The organism is Azoarcus sp. DD4, assembly GCF_006496635.1.
GTDB lineage: Bacteria > Pseudomonadota > Gammaproteobacteria > Burkholderiales > Rhodocyclaceae > Azoarcus.
Genome location: NZ_CP022958.1, coordinates 5033341 through 5053749, shown reverse-complemented (window position 1 = coordinate 5053749; position 20409 = coordinate 5033341). Strand labels below are relative to the sequence as shown.

Annotated in this window: 17 protein-coding genes; 9 read left to right on the top strand and 8 right to left on the bottom strand. The window is 66.4% G+C overall.

Annotated elements, in window-relative coordinates; translation table 11 throughout:
• Positions 1-94: 94 nt before the first annotated feature.
• The 8 genes from CJ010_RS23355 to CJ010_RS23315 form a co-directional block, all read right to left on the bottom strand.
• Positions 95-3334: an efflux RND transporter permease subunit gene (locus tag CJ010_RS23355; RefSeq protein ID WP_305764618.1), complete on the bottom strand. Its 3240-nt coding sequence runs from the start codon at positions 3332-3334 to the stop codon at positions 95-97.
• Position 3335: 1 nt separating this feature from the next.
• Complete coding sequence (locus tag CJ010_RS23350; protein ID WP_141020835.1) at positions 3336-4874, bottom strand: efflux RND transporter periplasmic adaptor subunit; 1539 nt, start codon at positions 4872-4874, stop codon at positions 3336-3338.
• Between the two features lie 14 nt (positions 4875-4888).
• Complete coding sequence (locus tag CJ010_RS23345) at positions 4889-6196, bottom strand: TolC family protein (RefSeq protein ID WP_240794451.1); 1308 nt, start codon at positions 6194-6196, stop codon at positions 4889-4891.
• Between the two features lie 134 nt (positions 6197-6330).
• Positions 6331-6678: a copper-binding protein gene (locus CJ010_RS23340; protein ID WP_004357704.1), complete on the bottom strand. Its 348-nt coding sequence runs from the start codon at positions 6676-6678 to the stop codon at positions 6331-6333.
• Positions 6679-6780: 102 nt separating this feature from the next.
• Positions 6781-7281, bottom strand: coding sequence for a plastocyanin/azurin family copper-binding protein (locus CJ010_RS23335; RefSeq protein ID WP_002943419.1), 501 nt, complete (start codon positions 7279-7281; stop codon positions 6781-6783).
• A gap of 70 nt (positions 7282-7351) precedes the next feature.
• Complete coding sequence (locus CJ010_RS23330) at positions 7352-8755, bottom strand: multicopper oxidase family protein (protein WP_075146732.1); 1404 nt, start codon at positions 8753-8755, stop codon at positions 7352-7354.
• 17 nt (positions 8756-8772) lie between these two features.
• Positions 8773-10185, bottom strand: coding sequence for a TolC family protein (locus CJ010_RS23325; RefSeq protein ID WP_075146731.1), 1413 nt, complete (start codon positions 10183-10185; stop codon positions 8773-8775).
• 383 nt (positions 10186-10568) lie between these two features.
• A complete protein-coding gene (locus tag CJ010_RS23315) occupies positions 10569-11018 on the bottom strand; it encodes a hypothetical protein (protein WP_002943433.1) in 450 nt (149 codons plus the stop codon).
• 186 nt (positions 11019-11204) lie between these two features.
• Here CJ010_RS23315 and CJ010_RS23310 point away from each other — a divergent pair, with 186 nt between their 5' ends.
• The 9 genes from CJ010_RS23310 to CJ010_RS23270 all read left to right on the top strand — a co-directional run bounded on the left by CJ010_RS23310 (position 11205) and on the right by CJ010_RS23270 (position 20365).
• Complete coding sequence (locus CJ010_RS23310; protein ID WP_141020261.1) at positions 11205-11885, top strand: heavy metal response regulator transcription factor; 681 nt, start codon at positions 11205-11207, stop codon at positions 11883-11885.
• Between the two features lie 2 nt (positions 11886-11887).
• Positions 11888-13291, top strand: coding sequence for a heavy metal sensor histidine kinase (locus CJ010_RS23305; RefSeq protein WP_043742053.1), 1404 nt, complete (start codon positions 11888-11890; stop codon positions 13289-13291).
• Positions 13292-13407: 116 nt separating this feature from the next.
• The gene (locus CJ010_RS23300; protein WP_002943438.1) at positions 13408-13851 is read left to right on the top strand and encodes a DUF411 domain-containing protein; all 444 of its coding nucleotides are present in this window, start codon (positions 13408-13410) and stop codon (positions 13849-13851) included.
• A 497-nt stretch (positions 13852-14348) separates the two neighbouring features.
• Positions 14349-14999, top strand: a complete 651-nt coding sequence (locus CJ010_RS23295; protein ID WP_034050599.1) for a hypothetical protein — start codon at positions 14349-14351, stop codon at positions 14997-14999.
• Positions 15000-15064: 65 nt separating this feature from the next.
• Entirely contained in the window at positions 15065-16174 is a 1110-nt protein-coding gene (locus tag CJ010_RS23290) for a DUF6094 domain-containing protein (RefSeq protein WP_034050601.1), read from the top strand.
• 101 nt (positions 16175-16275) lie between these two features.
• On the top strand, positions 16276-16581 hold the full coding sequence (locus tag CJ010_RS23285; protein WP_023124349.1) for a hypothetical protein: 306 nt from the start codon (positions 16276-16278) through the stop codon (positions 16579-16581).
• Positions 16582-16680: 99 nt separating this feature from the next.
• Positions 16681-18954: a helicase-related protein gene (locus CJ010_RS23280; RefSeq protein ID WP_168225013.1), complete on the top strand. Its 2274-nt coding sequence runs from the start codon at positions 16681-16683 to the stop codon at positions 18952-18954.
• Between the two features lie 197 nt (positions 18955-19151).
• Positions 19152-19721, top strand: coding sequence for a PilL N-terminal domain-containing protein (locus CJ010_RS23275; protein WP_168225012.1), 570 nt, complete (start codon positions 19152-19154; stop codon positions 19719-19721).
• The gene (locus CJ010_RS23270) at positions 19718-20365 is read left to right on the top strand and encodes a hypothetical protein (protein WP_003294122.1); all 648 of its coding nucleotides are present in this window, start codon (positions 19718-19720) and stop codon (positions 20363-20365) included. Before CJ010_RS23275 ends, CJ010_RS23270 begins: the two co-directional genes overlap by 4 nt.
• Positions 20366-20409: the final 44 nt, after the last annotated feature.

Genomic DNA, 20409 nt, shown 5'->3' with positions numbered 1-20409 from the left:
GCAACGCTCCTCGTCACGTTCAGCGGCAGCCTCGGGAACGGGGCCCTGGAAACAAGCCTACGCCCCCGATGCTGTCGCGCCGCTGACCGCTGCATTACAAGTTGGACACCGTCACTGGAACGTGCGCCGGCGCAGCCTCGGCCCCGCGGCGCAACTCCCACTGCTTGACCAGCGCATACAGCGCCGGAATCACCGCCAGCGTCAGCACGGTCGACGACACCATGCCGCCCACCATCGGCGCGGCGATGCGGCTCATCACCTCGGCGCCGGTGCCGGTGCTCCACATGATCGGCAGCAGGCCGGCCATGATCGCCACCACGGTCATCATCTTGGGCCGCACGCGCTCGACCGCGCCCTCCATGATCGCCGCGTAGAGCTCGGCGACGCCGGCCGCGCGGCCCTCGGCCTGGCAGCGCGCCTGCACCTCGCGCCAGGCGTGATCGAGGTAGATCAGCATGATCACGCCGGTCTCCGCCGCCACCCCGGCGAGCGCGATGAAGCCCACCGCCACCGCCACGCTCATCTGGTAGCCCAGCCACCACATCAGCCACACCCCGCCCACCAGCGCAAAGGGCACCGACAGCATCACGATCAGCGTCTCGGTGAGCCGGCGGAAGTTGAGGTAGAGCAGCACGAAGATGAGTGCGAGCGTCACCGGCACCACGATCTTCATCTTCTCCTTGGCGCGCTCCATGTTCTCGAACTGGCCGCTCCAGGTCGCGTAGTAGCCCTGCGGGAATTCGACCTCTTCGGCCACCGCCTGCTGCGCGCGCTTGACGAAGGCGCCGAGGTCGGGCTCGCGGGTGTCGACATACACATAGGCCGCAAGCAGCGCGTTCTCGGTGCGGATGCCGGGCGCGCCGCGCGTCAGCTTGACCTCGGCCACCTGGCCGAGCGGGATCGGGCCGTTCATGGTCGGCACATAGACGTCGGACGCGAGCCGCGCCGGGTCGTCGCGCAGGCCGCGCGCGTAACGCACCGCCACGCCGTAGCGCTCCAGGCCTTCGACCGTGGTCGTCACCATCTCGCCGCCGAGTGCGGTGGCGATCACGTCCTGCACCATGTCGATGGTGAGCCCGTAGCGCGCGAGCTGGTCGCGGCGCGGCACGATGTCCACGTAGTAGCCGCCGGCCACGCGCTCGGCGTAGGCGCTGCTCGCGCCCGGCACCTTGCGCACCGCTGCCTCCACCGCCTGCGCCACCTTCTCCAGCGTCTCCAGGTCCGTGCCGAACACCTTGACCCCCACCGGGGTGCGGATGCCGGTGCTGAGCATGTCGATGCGGGCCTTGATCGGCATGGTCCACGAGTTGGCCAGGCCGGGGAACTTGAGTGCGGCGTCCATCTCGGCAATGAGCTTGTCGGTGGTCATGCCCGGGCGCCACTGGTCCTGGGGCTTGAGGTTGATGACGGTCTCGAACATCTCGAGCGGCGCCGGGTCGGTCGCGGTGTTGGCGCGGCCGGCCTTGCCGTACACCGATTCGACCTCGGGGAAGGTCTTGATGATGCGGTTGGTGGTGGCGAGCAGGCGCCCGGCCTCGGTGACCGACATGCCGGGCAGCGCCGCCGGCATGTAGAACAGCGTGCCCTCGTTGAGGGTCGGCATGAACTCCGAGCCGATCTGGCGCGCGGGCACGAGGGTGGCGGCCATCGCCAGCACGGCGAGCACGAGCGTGAGGACCTTGAAGCGCAGCACGCCCTTGATGATCGGCCGGTACAACCAGATCAGCAGCCGGTTCACCGGGTTCTTCGCCTCGGGCAGGATACGCCCGCGCACGAAGAACAGCATCAGCACCGGCACCAGGGTCACCGACAGCAGCGCGGCGCCGGCCATGGCGAAGGTTTTGGTGAAGGCGAGCGGCGAGAACAGCCGCCCCTCCTGGCCTTCGAGCGCGAACACCGGCAGGAAGGACACGGTGATGATCAGCAGCGAGAAGAACAGCGCCGGCCCCACCTCCTTGCACGCGAGCACGATCGCGGCGCCGCGCGCCTTCTGGTCCGCCCCTGCGGGCAGGCGCTCGATGTGCTTGTGCGCGTTCTCGATCATCACGATCGCCGCGTCCACCATCGCCCCGATCGCGATCGCGATCCCGCCCAGGCTCATGATGTTGGAGCCCAGGCCGAGCGAACGCATGGCAATGAAGGCAAACAGGATGCCCAGCGGCAGCGTGATGATCGCCACCAGCGCGCTCCTCACATGGAGCAGGAAGATCACGCACACGGCAGCGACGATCAGGCTTTCCTCGAGCAGCGTCCATTGCAGGTTGCCGATCGCGCGCTCGATTAGTTCGGAGCGGTCGTAGACCGGCACGATCTCGGCGCCCGCCGGCAGCCCGGGGGTGATCTCGGCGATCTTGGCCTTGACGTTGGCGATCACGTCGAGCGCGTTCTGGCCGAAGCGCGCCATGACGATGCCGGAGGCGACCTCGCCTTCTCCGTTCAGCTCGGCGATGCCGCGCCGCTCGGCCGGCACCAGCTCGACGCGGGCCACGTCGCCCACGCGGACCGGCGTGCCGCGCTCGGCCTTGAGCACGATATCGGCGATGTCCTGCACGCTTTGCAGGTAGCCACGACCGCGCACCATATATTCCTTCTCGGCGAGCTCCACCACCCGCCCGCCGACGTCGCGGTTGGAGGCGCGGATCGCCTGTGTCACCTGATCAAGGGTGATGCCGTAGCCCGCGAGGCGCAGCGGATCGACGGTGACCTGGTACTCGCGCACGAAGCCGCCCAGGCTCGCGACCTCGGACACGCCCTGCGCCTTGGTGAGCTGGTAGCGCACGTACCAGTCCTGCAGGCTGCGGGTGTCGGCCAGGCTCATGTCCTTGCCCAGCACCGCATATTGATAGACCCAGCCGACGCCGGTGGCGTCCGGGCCAATCTGCGGCGCCACGCCCTGCGGCAGGCGGCTGGCGGCGGTGCTCAGGTACTCGAGCACGCGCGAGCGCGCCCAGTAGATGTCGGTGCCGTCCTCGAAGATCACATACACATAGGACGCGCCGAACATCGAGAAGCCGCGCACCACCTTCGCGCGCGGCACCGCCAGCATCGAGGTGGTGAGCGGATAGGTGACCTGATCCTCCACCACCTGCGGCGCCTGGCCGGGGTAATCGGTGTAGACGATCACCTGCACGTCGGACAGGTCGGGCAGCGCGTCGAGCGGCGTGTGCTTGACCGCGTAGAGGCCACCGCCAATCAGGAACAGCGTGGCCAGCAGGACGAGGAAGACGTTGCGTGCCGACCAGTCGATGACGCGGTCGAGCAGGCCGGGTGCTGCCGGTCTGGCTGCCGCGTCGGTTGGCACGACGTTCGAAGAGTCTGTCACAGGGGCATGCATCTCAGTGCCCCCCGTGACCGCCGGCGCTCGGTGCAGGCGCAGTGCCTGCAACCGGCTCGATGCCTGTGATGATGTACTCGCCTGGCTCACCCGCCTCGAAGACGAACCGCACCGGCGAGCCTGGGGCGATGCTCTTCACCAGCGCCGGATCGGCAATCTTGAAGTCCATGGTCATCGCCGGCCACTGGAGGGCCGGGATCTCGCCATGAGTCATCGTCACGCTGCCGCCTTCGGCGTCGAGCGCATCGAACGTCCCTTGCGCTTCGTAACGCGTCGGGCTCGCTTGGGGCTGCTCGCCGGCATCGGGCTCGACGAGGTTGGAGAGTGCCGCCTTGAGCTGGCTCTCCGAGTCGATCAGGAAGTTGGCCGAAACCACCACGCGATCGCCCGCCGCCACGCCGTCGAGCACCTCGACCACATCACGTCCGCGCTGGCCGAGCTTCACTGCCTGCGGCTTGAAGCGGCCTTCAGCGAGGGCGAGGAGAACGACCCGGCGCTCGCCATCATCGATGATCGCCGAGGTCGGCACGGTAACCTTTGGAGTGGCATCACCTGTCGCCAGCGCGATCTGGGCGAACATGCCCGGGCGCAACAGGCCTTCCGTGTTGTCCATTGCCAGCCGCACGCGGGTGCTGCGCGTCGCGGCGTCCAACGTCGGATAGAGATAATCGACCCGCGCCGCGAAGCTGCGACCAGGATAGGCCTCGAGCGCCACCTGCGCAGTCTGACCAACCTGCACGCGAGCGAGGTCCTGTTCATACACATCAGCAATGATCCACACTTTCGACAGGTCGGCGATGCGGAACAGTGCGTCTCCCGGCATGAAGCGTCCGCCTTCGATTGCCTCCTTCTCCAGCACCACGCCGCTCGCCGGGGCGTGGAACACCTGGCGCGCCCCCGCCTGGCCGGCGACCTGCAGGTTGCGAAGGCGCGCACGCGTCGCCTCGGCCAGGCGGCGGGCGGATTCGCTCGCGACTGGATCTTGCGACTCACTCTGGCTCGCCAGGCGCTCGGCAATGCGCAGTTCCTCGCCGGTGGATTGCAGCTCGGGGCTGTAGGCGGTGAAAAGTGGCTGGCCCTTTTTCACCGGATCGCCGACCGCATTCACATGCAGGCGCTCGATCCAGCCCTCGAAGCGCGGTGCCACCACCACCTGCCTGCGCTCGTCGAGCTCGATCCGGCCGCTCGCGCGCACCGCCGCATCCACGGCGCGCAGTTCGGCCTCTGCGGTCTTCACCCCCAGGGTCTGGATGCGCGCCGGGCTCACCACCACCGCGCCACTGTCGTCCGGCTTGTCGTCGGCATAGACGGGGATGTAGTCCATGCCCATCGAATCCTTCTTCGGCACGGGCGAGGTGTCGGGCAGGCCCATCGGGTTGCGGTAGTAGAGGATCTTGCGTTCGCCGTCGGCCGGGGCTGCGCTATCGCTTTGCGCCTGGCTTTCGGTGATCAGCGGAACTGGATTTCCAGCATTTTGCAGGTGCGCAATCCAGTACCCCGCACCTATGGCAATCGCCACGCCCGCAGCGATCGCCGTCATTCGAATGGCTGAGCTCACTTCAGATCCCCTGTCAGTTTCTTGATTTCTGTCAGCGCCAGGCGCGTGTCGAGCTCGGTCTTCAAGCGTTGAGTCCGGATGTCGATGAGCTGGCGCTCGGCTTCGATCACGCTGTCGAAGTCGACCTTGCCGCTGCTGAGCGCGGCCTGACTTGCATCCCGGGTGGCCTGGGCCTGCGGCAGCAGCGTATGTTCGAGCAGGCGCAAGGTCTCGCGGCCCTGCGCGTACATCGACCAGGCGATACCCAGTTCGCCGGATGCGCGCGCCTTGGCATCCTCCCGCCGCGCCTCGGCCGCCATCAGCATGTATTCGGCTTCGCGCTCCTTGGCGCGACGGCTGGACTGTTGCAGCGGGATCATCACCTCGAACATCACGTCCCAGGACGACTTACCTTCATCCGGGCGGTTGTTGCGCACACCGACGGCGAAGTCCGGCAGCCGGTCCTGATAGGTCCGTTCGCGCTCGGCACGCGCCACATCGATGCCGTAGGCGGCAGCATTCACTTCCGGGTTGGCGCTCGCCGCTGCCTCGAAAAGGGCGCCAGCGTCCAGATGCTCGGGCAAGGGGGCGGGATCTGCGGGTGTGGCGAGCGGCGCATCATGCGCCCGGCCGAGCAGGCCGTTGAGCCCCGCTGCCAGCCCCTTGCGCCGCTGTTCGACCTCCACGAGCGCGAGGCGCTGGGCAGTGATTTCGCGCTGCATGCGCAGCACCGCCTGCTGCGGCAGCAGACCCAGCTCGTAACGGGTGAGGCTCAGCGCCTCCAGGCTTTGCAGCAGGGTCAAGCCCTCGCGGTTGAGGACGAGTTCGCGGTCGGCGGCGTAGTAGCGCAACCACAGCGTCTCGATCTTTGCCGCGAGCTCAGCCCAGGAGGTATCGCGCATCGCATCAGCCTGGGTCGCCTGGGCTTCGGCGGCCTTCACCGCCAGCTCGCGCTTACCCCACCCGGGTAGCGGCTGGGTGATGCGGTAGCGGGTCTCGCCCACCTGGCCGGGCAGCAACGACGCCGAGCGCCCGCTCATGGTGTTGGTGGCGTCCATCAGCTCGACCTCGAACGTCGGGTCGGGCAGCGCACCGGCGGGCGTCACGCGCTCCTGCGCTGCGGACGCTTCCGCGCGGGCAGCGGCAAAGCCGGGGTTGCTGTGGCGCGCATATTCAATCAGCGCCTGGGGGCTCGAGCCGAGCGTTGGAGTGTCGGGCGAACCCTGTGTCCAGGCACTGCCACTTCCCAGCGTGAGCGCGACCACCAGTGCAAGCGCTGCAGGACGTAGCAGGTGAGATGAGGGTACTGCGAACGGGGATTTCATCGAGAAACGATTCCGGCAGGCGGTTAAGTGCATGCGCAGGCCCTTCGCCACCCGCCTCGTCGTTCAGCCACTCAGTGGGGCATCCCCACGGCTGGCCGGTCAGAGTGGAACGCGACGCACCTGCGGGATAGGCGTCACTGGGCGGGCTCGAGAGACGTCACGGTCAGCGCACCGCCGACCTTCTCGACCGCGAACCGGATCTTGTCGCCCGCCTTGACCTGATCAAGCATGCCCGGCTCGGCCGCGCGGAACACCATGGTCATCGCCGGCATGCCGAGCGACTCCAGGGGGCCATGGGCAATGGTCAGCTTGCCAGCCGACTTGTCGATCTTCTTGACCGTGCCCTCGGCCAGCTTGGCGTTGGCTTCGGCCGGGGCACTCGCCCCGCCGTGATGTGCATCGTGATCGGCCTGTGCGAACGCAAGCGGGGCGCCGCCGCCGAGCAAGGCCAGGAGCGCAGTGGTGATGAGGGTCTTTTTCATGATGGGCTTCTCCAAGGGTTCAAATTCTGTGTGAGTTCGAGAGTGAGCACGATTATGCGAAGCGCTCACCAACGGGACGCTGACGCACGGATTACATTTCTGTCAGCCGACCTTGATCGTGCCGATCATGCCGGCCTGGAAGTGGCCGGGAATCAGGCAGGCGAACTGGAAGTCCCCCGCACGGTTGAAGTGCCAGATCATTTCTCCGCGCCCACCTGGCGCGACATGCGACATCCACGGTTCGTCATGTTCCATCTCCGGGAAGCGCTGCATCATCTCCGCGTGCTCGGCAAGCGTCTTGGGCGTACCGACCACCATCTCGTGCATCACCGCGCCTCGATTTTCGTGGGTGAATCGGATCGTCTCGCCCAGACGCACCTCGATGCGGTCCGGAACGAAGCGCATCTCATCGGTCATCACGATGGCGATCGCGCGCGAGACGGCTTTCGCGTCCCCCGCAATCCCCCATTGCTGCTGCTCCTTGGGGGTATCGGACGCTGCTTTGTCGGCATGTTCGGCATTGCCATGGGCGAACGTGCTGCGGTGAACGGCAAGCACACCGGCGGCAAGGCTGGTGGCCAGAAATCGACGACGACTTTTCATGGGAATCTCCTTCTCTGTGGGTTGAATCTTGTTGGTGTTGTCGTGGGGGCTGATTACGAGGCGATCGACTTCAATGCCCCTGATGGCCGGCAGGCTTGCGAACCGTCATCTCGACCGATCGCGCAGGCTCGGTGCGCGGCATGCTCGAGGGTCCGGCTGCAGCACTGCGCGCCGGTTCGGGTAGCGCCGCGCCCGCCCACTCGTAGGCCACCGTCCCCTTCGGGTGCTTGAACCAGCCCGGGTCGCGGTAGTCGCCCCGCTGCTGCTCGCGGCGCACCTTGAGCACGGTGAACATGCCGCCCATCTCGACGGCGCCGAACGGCCCCTGCCCGGTCATCATCGGCAGGGTGTTGTCGGGCAGGGGCATCTCCATCTCGCCCATGTCGGCCATGCCGCGCTCGCCCATCAGCATGTAATCGGGCACCAGCTTCTGGATGCCCTCGACCAGGCCGCGATGGTCGACGCCGATCATGGTCGGCACGTCGTGGCCCATCGCATTCATGGTGTGGTGCGACTTGTGACAGTGCATCGCCCAGTCGCCCTCCTCGTCGGCGATGAACTCGATCTGGCGCATCTGGCCGACGGCGACGTCGGTGGTGACCTCGGGCCAGCGCGACTCCGGCCGCGTCGGCCCGCCGTCGGTGCCGGTAACCTCGAACTCGTGGCCGTGGATGTGGATCGGGTGGTTGGTCATGGTCAGGTTGCCGATGCGCACCCGCACCCGGTCGCCCTTCCTGACATTGAGCGAGTCGATGCCCGGAAAGGCGCGGCTGTTCCAGGTCCACAGGTTGAAGTCGAGCATCGTGTTGATCTTGGGCACGTAGCTGCCGGGCTCGATGTCGTAGGCGTTGAGCAGGAAGCAGAAGTCGCGGTCCACGCCCGCGATGTGCGGGTGCGGCGCGCGCGGATGCGTGACCCACATGCCCATCATGCCCATCGCCATCTGCACCATCTCGTCGGCGTGCGGGTGGTACATGAAGGTGCCGGGGCGGCGGGCGACGAACTCATAGACGAAGGTCTTGCCCGGCGGGATCTGCGGCTGGTTGAGGCCGCCGACCCCGTCCATGCCGTTGGGCAGGCGCTGGCCGTGCCAGTGGATGGTGGTGTGCTCGGGCAGGCGGTTGGTGACGAAGATGCGCACGCGGTCGCCCTCGACGACCTCGATCGTCGGCCCGGGCGACTGGCCGTTGTAGCCCCACAGCCGCGCCACCATGCCGGGGGCGATCTCGCGCTCGACCGGCTCGGCGACGAGGTGGAACTCCTTCACGCCGTTGCGCATGCGCCAGGGGGCGGTCCAGCCGTTCAAGGTGACGACCGGGTCGTAGGGGCGTCCGTCTGGTGGCGACAGTGGGGCCGCCGTTACGGCGCTGGTCTGGATCACGGGCTCGGGCAGCGCCGCGAGCGCGGCGCGGTTGACGGTTCCGGCAGCGGCCAGCAGGCCTGCCCCGGCGAGAAAGCTGCGTCGGGTGGTCATGATCGTCTCCGGATAGGTCAGTGGCCACCACCGGCTTGCGCCGGTGATGCGCTTGATTGAAGGCTGAGCGGCGCGATCGGCTGGCCGAGCAGGCTGGCCTTGAGCCCAGCCTCGGCGCGCCAGAAGTCGCGTTCGGCCTCGATCGCCTGCACCACGCTCGCCGACTGCGCGCGCGCGGCGGCAAGCAGCTCGAACACGCCGATCAGCATCCCGTTGTACTGGAGCACCGACTCTTCGGTGATGTTCTGACGCAGCGGGACCACCTCGTTGCGGTAGTGGCGCGCGAGATCGTATGCACTGCGATAGCCCTCGTAGGCTACCCGGACCTGGGAGCTGGCGTTACTGGCAAGCTCGAGCGTGCGATTGAAGGCCGCGAGATAGCGGGCCTCGCCGCCGGCGCGCGCCGCGTCGCCGAGGTCGAACAGCGGCAAGGGCAGCTCGAGCTCGAAGCCGCGCTGGGTCGATTCGCCGGTCTCGCTGTTGCGCACGCCGGCCACATGCAGGCCATTGACGACGCTGGTGACCCGCGTGAGGCCCAGGCTCTTCGCCGTCCGGTCGAGATCGGTGCGGGCGATGCGCACGTCGAGCCGGTTCTCCAGCAACGCCGCACCGGCGGTGGCTTCGTCCATCGGCGCCTCGGGCAAGGCCGGCAACTGATCGGGCAGACGCAGCGCCTGCGCCTGGCTCGGAGTGAGGCCCAGACGCTGGATCAGGGTTTCGCGTGCGGCGGTGGCGTTCTGGCGGGCGCGGATCAGGTTGGCCGTTTCCTCGGCGGCGAGCGCCTGTTCGCGCGCGCGCTGCAGGCGGCTGAAGTTGCCGGTGGCCTGCATCCGACGGGCGAGCTCGGCAGCGGTCCCGGCGGCCGTGGCCACCTCCTCGCGGTAGCGCGCGACCTGTCGCGCCGCGACCGCATCGACCCAGGCCTGGCGCACTTCAGTGACGGTGCTCAACAGCGCAATCGAGGACTGCAGCCGGGTCTGCTGCTGGCGGAACTCGGCCTGCTCCAGCCGCGCGGGCAGAAACAGCAGGTCGAACAGCGAGATGCCGAGCGAACGGCCGATGTCGAGTTCGCGCCCCTCGGCGCCCGAGCGAAACAACCGCTCGAAGGTGAACACCGGATTGCCGATGCGGGCCGAACCGGTCGCATCCGCCGAGGCCACGGCGGCTTCCGCCAGCAGGGACTGGAACGCCGGGCTGTAGCCCAGCGCGATGCGCACCGCGTCGTCGATCGCCAGCGGCTGTGCGAGCAGGCGATCGACCTCGGCGCGCATCGCCTCGCGCTCAGGGTCCGAGCGCAGCCAGCGCACCTCGCTACCCGTCTGCTCGCGCGCAAAGCGCTCGACCTCAGCGAAGTTCTCATCGATCGCAACGCTGGCGCACCCGGTCAGCACGGTGGCGGCCAGCAAGGATATGGGGAGACTGGCTCTCATCGCTCGCCCCCTTTCGAAGTCGGCGTGAGGTGGCCCATGTGCCCGCCGAGACGTCCAGCCTCGTCGTTGGCATCCTTCCACGACCGCAAGGGCTCATCGACACGGTAGGGCCGATATTCGTTCAGGGGCGAGCGATAGACCGGAAGGGGCTGAGGCTTGGGTTGCTCACTCGCTGGGGCAGTCTGGGTCGCGCCGAGCGCGGGGTCAGCGGGGCTTGATGGCGAGGAGGACTCGGCCTGCGCGCCCGACACGAGCGCCACGGCGACGGCCAATCCTCCACCGAGGTGGATGATTCGTCTCTGCATGGGGAATGTCTCTTTGTTGGTCTTGTGTTGAACCGGACGCAGAGCGACCGACGAACTCGCCGCTCCGCGTCTCAATGCTCAGTTGGGCATCGCCGGCTTGGCGGCCGGGTGCATCTTCATCATGTTCTGCATCATGCCCATGTGCTCTTGCATCATCTTCATGTGCTCCTGCATGAGCTTGGGATCCATCATCATGCCGCCCATGGGTCCAGCCCCGGGTCCAGGGCCACTACCCTTCATCATCGGACCAGCCCCCATCTGCCCCCCCATCATCGGGCAACCAGCGGGGGTGCCCTGCGATGCAGCCTCCAGGGCCTTGACCTGCTCTTCCATCAGGGCCATGCGACGTTCCGGGTTGGTCTCGGCACGGATCGACTTCATACGTTCCTGAAGCGCGGGGACACTCGCTGCGGGCGGCCAGGCCTGCGCCGGATCGGTCGTCTGAGCGACGACCGGGCTGCCATGCAGGGCTGCAGCCAGAGCGACGACGGGCATGAGCCCGGCGAGACGGTACAAACGCAGTTTCATGATCGATCTCCCATTGTTTGCGGGGTTCCGTCGCGGTACGGAACGCTGTGCCACGCAGAGCATCTTGCGCCCGCCTGCCTGTCGTTGGCCTGACCTGGAAATTACATTTCTGTAAGCCCGGGGGTTATCCAGCACCCCGGGCGCAAAATCGGGCACAGTCAGCACGAAGCGCGTAGGAGCGAAACAATGAAAATTCTGATCGTCGAAGACGAAGTGAAGACCGGCGACTACCTCCGCCAGGGGCTCACCGAAGCCGGGTTCGTCGTCGACCTTGCAAGAGATGGCCTCGATGGGCTCCACCTCGCACTCAATGGCGATTACGACCTCATCGTGCTGGATGTGATGCTTCCGTCGCTGGACGGCTGGGGCATCCTGCAAACACTGCGTCGCAGCAGTCGTGAGACCCCCGTGTTGTTTCTGACTGCCCGTGACCAAGTTGAGGATCGGGTCCGTGGTCTTGAGCTCGGCGCCGACGATTACCTGGTCAAGCCCTTCGCGTTTTCCGAGTTTCTCGCGCGGGTCCGCACCCTGCTGCGCAGGGGACGGGGTCATGAACCGGAGATCCTGCGCTCGGCAAACCTGGAACTCGATCTGCTTCGCCGCAGGGTGACGCGATGCGGGCAGCGTATCGATCTGACCGCCAAGGAGTTTGCCCTGCTGGAACTGCTGCTGCGCCGCAAAGGTGAAGTGTTGCCGCGCTCCCTGATCGCTTCGCAGGTGTGGGATATGAACTTCGACAGTGACACCAACGTGATCGAGGTCGCAGTGCGCAGGCTACGGGTGAAAGTCGACGACCCCTTCGAGCCCAAGCTGATCCGCACCGTGCGCGGCATGGGCTACGTGCTCGAAGCGATGGAGCCGAGCTAACGATGATCCGTATTCACTCGCTGACGGCGCGATTGGCAACGCTCTTTGCGGCCCTCACCGCAAGCCTGCTGGTGCTGGTAGCGGTACTGTTTGGCCGCATGCTGGACGCGCATTTCCAGGAGCTAGACCTGCACGAATTGCAGGGCAAGGCCGCACTCATACGCAACGCGCTGCAGGATGACACTGCGACTGGGGGGCGATCGGAACGCATCCAGGCACTCGCTCGCTCTTTCGTTGGACACGAGAGTGTGGGTGTCCTGCTTCGCGACGTCGAGGGACGCGTCATCCACGTTATCCACCCCGAGCACTTCACCGCTGCCCAGCGGGCTGGAGAACGACTTTCGGGCGGGCTGACTGACTGGACGGTCGACGGGCATCCACATCGAGGGGTTGAGGTCAGCATCACGCTACCGCCCCTCGAATCGAGGGACCAGTCGATCGAGGCGCTGGTCGCACTCGATCTGTCGCATCACGTCCATTTCCTCGCGTCGGTGCGAAATGCGACGTGGGCGGGCGTCGTCGTCGCAGCATTGGCGGCGGCGCTCTTCGGCTGGTTTGCTGCGCACCGTGGCCTCGCCCCGCTGCGCCAGGTCACCGAAACCGCCCGCAAGCTGTCTGCACGGCAACTGGCCGAGCGTCTCGCCATCGATGATGCACCGCTGGAGGTACGCGACCACATCGAAGCCTTCAATGGCATGCTCGCCCGGCTCGAGGCTGCTTTCCAGCGCCTCGGTGACTATTCGGCGGACATTGCCCACGAACTGCGTACGCCGATCTCGAACCTGATGACGCAGACCCAGGTGGCGCTGTCGCGGCCACGCACGAATGACGAATATCAGGACATCCTGGCGTCGAACCTCGAGGAATACGAGCGCATCGCACGCATGGTCAGCGACATGTTGTTTCTCGCCAAGGCCGAGGAGAACACCCTCGCGCATGCCGGCGAACCTGTCGACCTTGCCCTCGAGGCGGATGCGCTGATCGATTTCTACGAAGCCTTGGCCGAAGAGGGCCAAGTCCGCATCGTGCGCCAAGGCCAGGCGAGCGTTCAGGGTGATCGCCTGATGCTGCGGCGCGCCTTGTCGAACCTGATTTCGAATGCGCTTCGTCACACACCGAAAGAGGGACAGATCACGATCAGGATCGACGCGGACGCAGCCGGCGTAGGTCTCGCCGTGTGCAATGTCGGCGACCCCATCCCCGCCGATCAGATCGAGCGGATCTTCGAACGCTTCCATCGCGGTAGCGCCCAGCGCGAATCTCGCGGTGAAGGCGCAGGGCTCGGACTTGCGATCACGCGTTCCATCGTCCAGGCCCACGGGGGTCACATCACTGCGCGCTCCGCTGAAGGTGTCACCTGCTTCACGATCACCTTGCCTCGCAATGAAGCCTCATCACCTTCCTGATCCTGCAAAGTCGACCGGGGTCCCGGCTGTCTGACGGAAATGTAATTTTGAGGTCAGCTTCCCGTTGGGCTCAAAGTGCCAAACTATGCCTCGACGCCATCAACCGGAAGACGAACATGAAGACGAAAACTTTGCTCGGCGGGCTCGTGGCAAGCCTGATGATCGTGAGCGGCGCAGCGTTTGCGCAGGGGCCCGTACGCGTTGAGGTCTACAAGAGCGCTTACTGCGGGTGCTGCGGGAAATGGGTCGAGCACCTGAGAAAGAACGGCTTCGATGTCGTGACGAAAGACGTCGATGATGTCCCCGCAGCCCGCAAGGCACTGGGCATGCCGGACCAATACGGCTCGTGTCACACGGCCAAGGTAGGTTCCTATTCCGTCGAGGGGCACGTCCCTGCGGACGACATCCGACGGCTTCTCGCCGAGTCCCCAAAGGCAATCGGACTGGCTACGCCAGGCATGCCGCAGGGGTCGCCCGGCATGGAGACCTCGACCCCGCAACCCTATGAGACGCTTCTGGTCGGGCTTGACGGAAGCGCGAGGGTTTTTGCCCGACACTGACGGCAGAGCTGGTGAGTATCGACTTTATGAGCGCAGTGCCGGCCGATTTACGAACCACGCTGGCCTCAGCTCGCTCTAGGGCTGGTTTCGGATCTCACCGGTCGCTCGAATGACGACTCTGCTACTACCATGTGTGGCAGCAAATGGCCGAAGTCTGCCTTCGTCTCGCCCGGGTTGCCGAACCGTGCTACAGGGAACTGAAGGGAGGGTATTGCTGGCCACCGCCCTCCTCAGGGCATCGGGGCCAAGCGGGCAAACAAGGGCACACTGCAAAGCGGTTTTTCGCTACGGCTCATTGATCACCTGAAGCAATCTGCCCTCATGTCCGTCGGCGTTGCCGACAGCATGCCCAGGTAGCCAAGACCTTCAAGGCTACGGTGTGTTGCGACGCACAGGTCTTTCTCTTCGCCAAGCCGTTCCCGGCGCTTTCTTCCACCCCTGGGGCAGTCACAGCCCCGGCGGGCTGTGCTGCCTCCGATTCATTCGAGGACAACACCATGCCTGCCACCCATCCTTCCAAGACGCTGCATCGCATCGACGAATGCCCCGACCTGATGGCCGACGGCTGCATCGGTGACGAGAACGGCAACCTGATCTTTCTCTCCATCTGGGCACGTGACACTGCGGTCCAGGAATTCCTCGCCCGTCTGACCCTCGGCCGGGATGAACAGGGACTGGATCAGTTCCACGTCATCACCGAGCAGGACGCATCCATCCCGGTCTTCGTCGGCAACGTCGAGAACCTGGAAAAGCGCATCACCCGCGCCTATCGGCGAACGCTGTTCGGTTCGCTGACGAATGTGTGGCTGTTCGATCGTCGCTGCGTGAAGCCAGACAAGGCCAACGCCAGCGCGCTGGCGCTTCTGCCCAGGGATTCCGCTCACCGGCTCGACCGGCTGTGGACGCTGGTGCAGGACACCTGCCCGCTGCCACTGCTCGACCACTGGCGCGACACCGTGCTGGAGCTGTTGCAGACACGGCGGATGCTGACCGGTCTTCCCTTGGCCCTCGGGCCGCTGGAAGGCCATCGGCTGGCCCTCGATGTCCCGGCGCTGACGAAGGCGTTGGGCGAGCTGATCCGCAACGGCACCCTCGGCGCCACGCAGTACGAACTGGCCGCGAACGCACCGCTTCGGCGTGTGGCGTGAGCCATCCCCACGGGCATGCGCGCCGCGCGTGCCCGCCTTCCCTCATCCATCACCAGGAGAAATCCATGACACTCATGTTTCCGCGCCTGGCGCGCAATTTCATTCGTAACGGCTACTTCCCCACGGATGAACCCACGCTCGAAAGAGCGCTCGCCGCACTGGCGCCCGCCGACGGGCCGATGTGCATCCTCGATCCCTGCGCCGGCGAAGGCGTGGCGATTGCCGAAGCCGCCCACGCCCTCGGGCGCGAGCAGGTCCAGGCCTTCGCCGTCGAGTACGACGCCGAGCGTGCCCGCCACGCACGGCAACTGGTCGATCGCTGCATCCACGGTGACCTGATGGACACGCTGATCTCGCGCCAGTCCTTCGGGCTGCTGTGGCTGAACCCGCCGTATGGCGACCTGAGCAAGGACGTGAACGGCAACATCGGCTATCAGGGCCAGGGCCGTGCGCGGCTGGAAAAGCTGTTCTATCAGCGCGCGCTGCCGCTGCTGCAGTACGGCGGCGTGCTGATCTTCATCGTGCCGTCCTACGTGCTCGACGCCGAGCTGGTCGGATGGCTGACGCGCCACTTCGCCGACCTGCGCATCTACCGTGCGGTGGAAACGCAGTTCAAGCAGGTGGTGATCTTCGGTCGCAGGATTCGTCAGCGCGACCAGGCGTCGGAGTCGGTCAAGGCCATACGTGGTCTGCTGCTGCAGATCGGACAGGGCGACGCCGAAGCCGAGGAGCTGCCGCTTGAATGGCCGTTCCTGCCGTACACCGTCCCTGCCAGCCCGGCCGAGCCGGAGCACTTCTATCGCGTGACGATGGAGCCCGAGCAGTTCGCCGATGAAGTCGGCCGGCTGCAAGGACTCTGGCCGGCGCTCGATACCCACCTGGGCGCCGCGCAGCAGTCGCTGCGTCCGCCCGCGCGGGCCTTGTCGCACTGGCATCTCGCCCTGGCCCTGGCCGCAGGCGCGATCTCCGGCGTGGTGACGTCCAAGAGCGGGCGCGTGCTCGTCGTCAAAGGTGATACCCACAAGGAGAAGACCCTCCAGACGGAGTACACCGAACGCGACGACGGCTCCGTGGCCGAGACGCGCATCCTCACCGACAAGTTCGTGCCGGTCATTCGTGCATGGGATTTGACGCTGGGCTCGCCCACGTGGGGCGAAGTGCTGACCATCCGCTGATCGCTGTTCCCTGACGGTTCGCCGTCGCTTTCATCCACCCACCGGGGTCATGTCGCCCCGATGGGGTGCCGTGGCCCCTTCTTCCAGAAGGAGAAACCACCATGGCACTCGCAGTCCTCAACCTCGCGTCACAAGCACGCTTTTCGCCAGGGCAGGTGGTCATGACCGCCGGCGTCGACGAGCTGGTCCGACAGGGCCGGCTCAACCCCTCGCCGTACCTGCGCCGCCATCTTCATGGCGATTGGGGCGACCTGGACGACAGCGATCGACGGCAGAACGACGCCGCGCTGAAGTCCGGTGAGGATCGTCTGTTCTCGTCCTACCAGGTCACGCGCGACCTGAAGCTCTGGATCATCACCGAATGGGATCGCAGCGTCACCACACTGCTGTTGCCCAGCGAATACTGATCCGCATCCAGCGGCCTCGCGCCGCTTCTTTCTTCCGACCCAGGGGCATGTCACCGCCCCGTTGGGGAGGTGCATGCCCCATTGCTTTGGAGCATCACCATGTCCCTCAATCTCGAAACCGTTCCCGAAACCGCTATGCAGGGCGACCTGCTCGAAACGGCCGCTTCACCCCTCACCCTCAGCCTGCAGGACTTCGTATCGGAGTTCGGCGACGAGCTGCTCGATTCGCTCAACCGCGCCAATCCTCCGGTCTACACCGGCCAGGTGCGGGTGCATCGGCAACTGATCCTCGCCGCGCTCAAGCGCAAGCTGTTCCCGGCGCAAGCCGATGTGGTCCACGCCGTCACCGAGCTTTTGGTCGATCGTGGCGAACGCGCCGCGATCGTCAATGGCGAGATGGGCTGCGGCAAGACGACGGTGGGTATTGCCACCGCCGCCGTGCTCAATGCCGAAGGCTACCGCCGCACCCTGGTGCTCTCGCCACCCCACCTGGTCTACAAGTGGCGGCGCGAAATCCAGGAGACGGTGGCCGGCGCCAAGGTCTGGGTGCTCAATGGCCCGGACACGCTGGTCAAGCTGCTGAAACTGCGCGAGCAGTTGGGCGTGCCGGCTCAGGGCCAGGAGTTCTTCGTCCTGGGCCGCGTGCGGATGCGGATGGGGTTCCACTGGAAACCTGCCTTCGTTCGGCGGCGCACGCCTCACGGCGACGTGGGGGCCTGCCCGGATTGCGGGCATGTCATCACCGACCTCGACGGCGAGCCGATCAACCCGGTTGAGCTGGAAGCCGAGGAGTCCCGCCGCAAGTGCAGCCACTGCCGTGCACCGCTGTGGTCGTTGATCCGTCCCAGAGGTCTGTCCGCCAGCGACCAGTCCTCGACCGTGCTCAAGGCACTGAAGCGTATTCCAACCATCGGGGAAGTCACCGCGCAGAAGCTGATGCAGAAGTTCGGCGACGCCTTCCTCGCGTCGATGCTCGGGGACAACATCCACGAGTTCATCAACCTGATGGACGACCGCGGCGAGTTGGTCTTCTCGGATCGGCAAGCTCACCGGATGGAACGCGCGATGGCCAACATGGAGTTCGGCTTCGGCGAGGGCGGCTACCAGCCGTCCGAGTTCATCAAGAGGCAGCTTCCCCAAGGCACGTTCGACCTGCTCATCGCCGACGAGGCGCACGAGTACAAGAACGGCGGCTCTGCACAGGGCCAGGCCATGGGGGTGTTGGCGGCCAAGGCGCGCAAGACGCTGCTGCTCACCGGCACACTGATGGGCGGCTACGGCGACGACCTGTTCCACCTGCTGTTCCGAGCCCTGCCGGGGCGGATGATCGAAGACGGCTACCGGCCGACGAAGAGCGGCAGCATGACGTCGGCCGCAATGGCGTTCATGCGCGATCACGGTGTCTTGAAGGACATCTATTCCGAGAGCACTGGCACGGCGCACAAGACGGCCAAGGGCACCAAGGTATCGGTGCGCACGGTCAAGGCGCCGGGCTTCGGTCCGAAGGGCGTGCTGCGTTGCGTCCTGCCGTTCACGGTCTTCCTCAAGTTGAAGGACATCGGTGGCAACGTGCTGCCGCCCTATGACGAGGAGTTCCGCGAAGTCGCGATGGACACGGCGCAGGCCGCGGCCTACCGCGATCTGGCGGGTCGGCTGACCCAGGAGCTGAAGCAGGCCCTGGCGAAGCGCGACACGACGCTGCTCGGTGTAGTCCTCAACGTGCTGCTGGCCTGGCCGGACTGCTGCTTCCGGTCGGAAACGGTGGTGCATCCGCGCACGCGCAACACCTTGGCGTTCGTTCCGGCTCAGTTCAACGAGCTGGAGGTGATGCCCAAGGAACGCGAGCTGATCGAGATCTGCAAGCAGGAGAAGGCAGAAGGGCGCAAGACCCTGGTCTATTCGGTCTACACCGGCACGCGCGACACCACGTCGCGTTTGAAGGTGCTGCTGGAGCAGGAAGGCTTCAAGGTGGCGGTACTGCGCGCGAGCGTGGATGCCTCCCGCCGCGAGGACTGGATCGCCGAGCAGTTGGACCGTGGCATCGACGTGCTCATCACCAATCCCGAGCTGGTGAAAACCGGCCTGGACCTGCTGGAGTTCCCGACCATCGTGTTCCTCCAGAGCGGGTACAACGTGTATTCGCTGCAGCAGGCCGCCCGGCGCTCATGGCGCATCGGCCAGAAGCAGCCGGTGCGCGTGATCTACCTGGGCTATGCCAACTCCTCGCAGATGACCTGCCTGGGGTTGATGGCCCGGAAGATCATGGTCTCGCAGAGCACGTCGGGCGACGTGCCCGAGTCCGGACTCGATGTCCTGAACCAGGACGGCGACTCGGTAGAGGTGGCGCTGGCACGGCAGCTTGTCACGGTCTGATCCATGTGCCCATGCCGGTGGCCCCTCGGGGTCGCCGGCTTCTTTCCACGGCCCTTCGGGGCCGTTTTTCTTGGGCGTATGACAGTCCATGGCGCCGCCCGCCATGTATTCGGGCGGGCGTCAGTGCGTTTTGTTTGCTGCCCGCAGGCCAAGCGGCGGCGATGGTGAGCGCTCCGTGTTCCAGGGAAGCGCCCTCCATGCAACCATCCATCCGCGCTGTTCACCGCCTGGCCCTCGCCGCTGGCTTGCTGGCCGGCAGCCTGTTGGCCGCCGGCTGCGCCACGACCGCCGCGCCGTCTGCGCCAGCGGTGCCGGCCGCATCGCCAACCGCCGTCGCGCCGGAGCCGGGTTTCGTTCCGGTGGCCCGCTACGGCCGCTACACCCTGGTCGAGCTGGTGCCGGAGCCCGCGCAGCGTGATCTCTTGCAGCAGGCGGTGGAGGTCTCGATTCCGCCCATGCTCGATGCCAGCGTGGGCGACGCCATGCGCCATGTGCTCCTGCGCTCGGGCTACCGGCTCTGCGATGCGGCCGAGGCCGCCACGCTTTACGCGCTGCCGCTGCCTGCCGCACACCTGCGCCAGGGTCCGCTGATGCTGCGCGATGCCTTGCTGACCCTTGCCGGCCCCGCCTGGGAGCTGTCGGTCGATGACTTGACTCGCCAGGTCTGCTTCAGCCGGCGCGGTGCTCCCGCCTTCCTTTCCGCCAACCCGCCCGACACCGCCACGCCCGTGCCGGACGCCGACCGGCCCGAGGAGCTGCAGCCATGACCTTTCCCCAAGCGTCATCCGAGCGCGATTCCCGCACGCGCTGGCTCAAGATCTCCGCGGCCTTCTGGCTGCTGCTCATCAGTGCCGTGGCACTCATCAACAGCGTCGGCTTGTCGCGGCTCGCCGAACAGACCCAGAGCACCGCACAGGATGCGCAGGTCAATGCGCTGGTCCTGCGCGTGGCCGATCTCGAACAACAGGCCGATGCGGACAAGCGCCGGCCGGCGCCGATCAGCCAGGCCGAATTCGCCACCGCGCGGCAGGCGCTGGACGAGCGGATGACGCGCCTCGAAGAGGCCGACGAGACGAGGGCCTTGGCCGTCGACCTGCAGACGCTGCAGGCGCGCGTGAGCGGAATCGAAACCCGCCTGGAGAAGACCCGGCAGGTGGCATCCGCCGCTCGCGCGCGCGCTCCGGTTGCGACGAAGCCCAAGGTGCCGGAGCCGCCGTTCCGGGTGCTCGGCGTGGAGCTGCGGGGAGGCGAGCGCTTTCTGTCGATCACCTCCACCGCCGCGGCCTCGCTCGCGGGCGCCCGGCTGCTGCGTGAGGGCGATGCCGAGGGCGGCTGGCAACTGCAGTCCATCGAGGCGCAGGCGGGCGTGTTCCAGGTGAACGGCCAGACGCAGCGCATCGCGGTGCCGTAGGAGGTGTCATGACCCCCACGCTCACTTCGTTCGCTGCCCCCCGA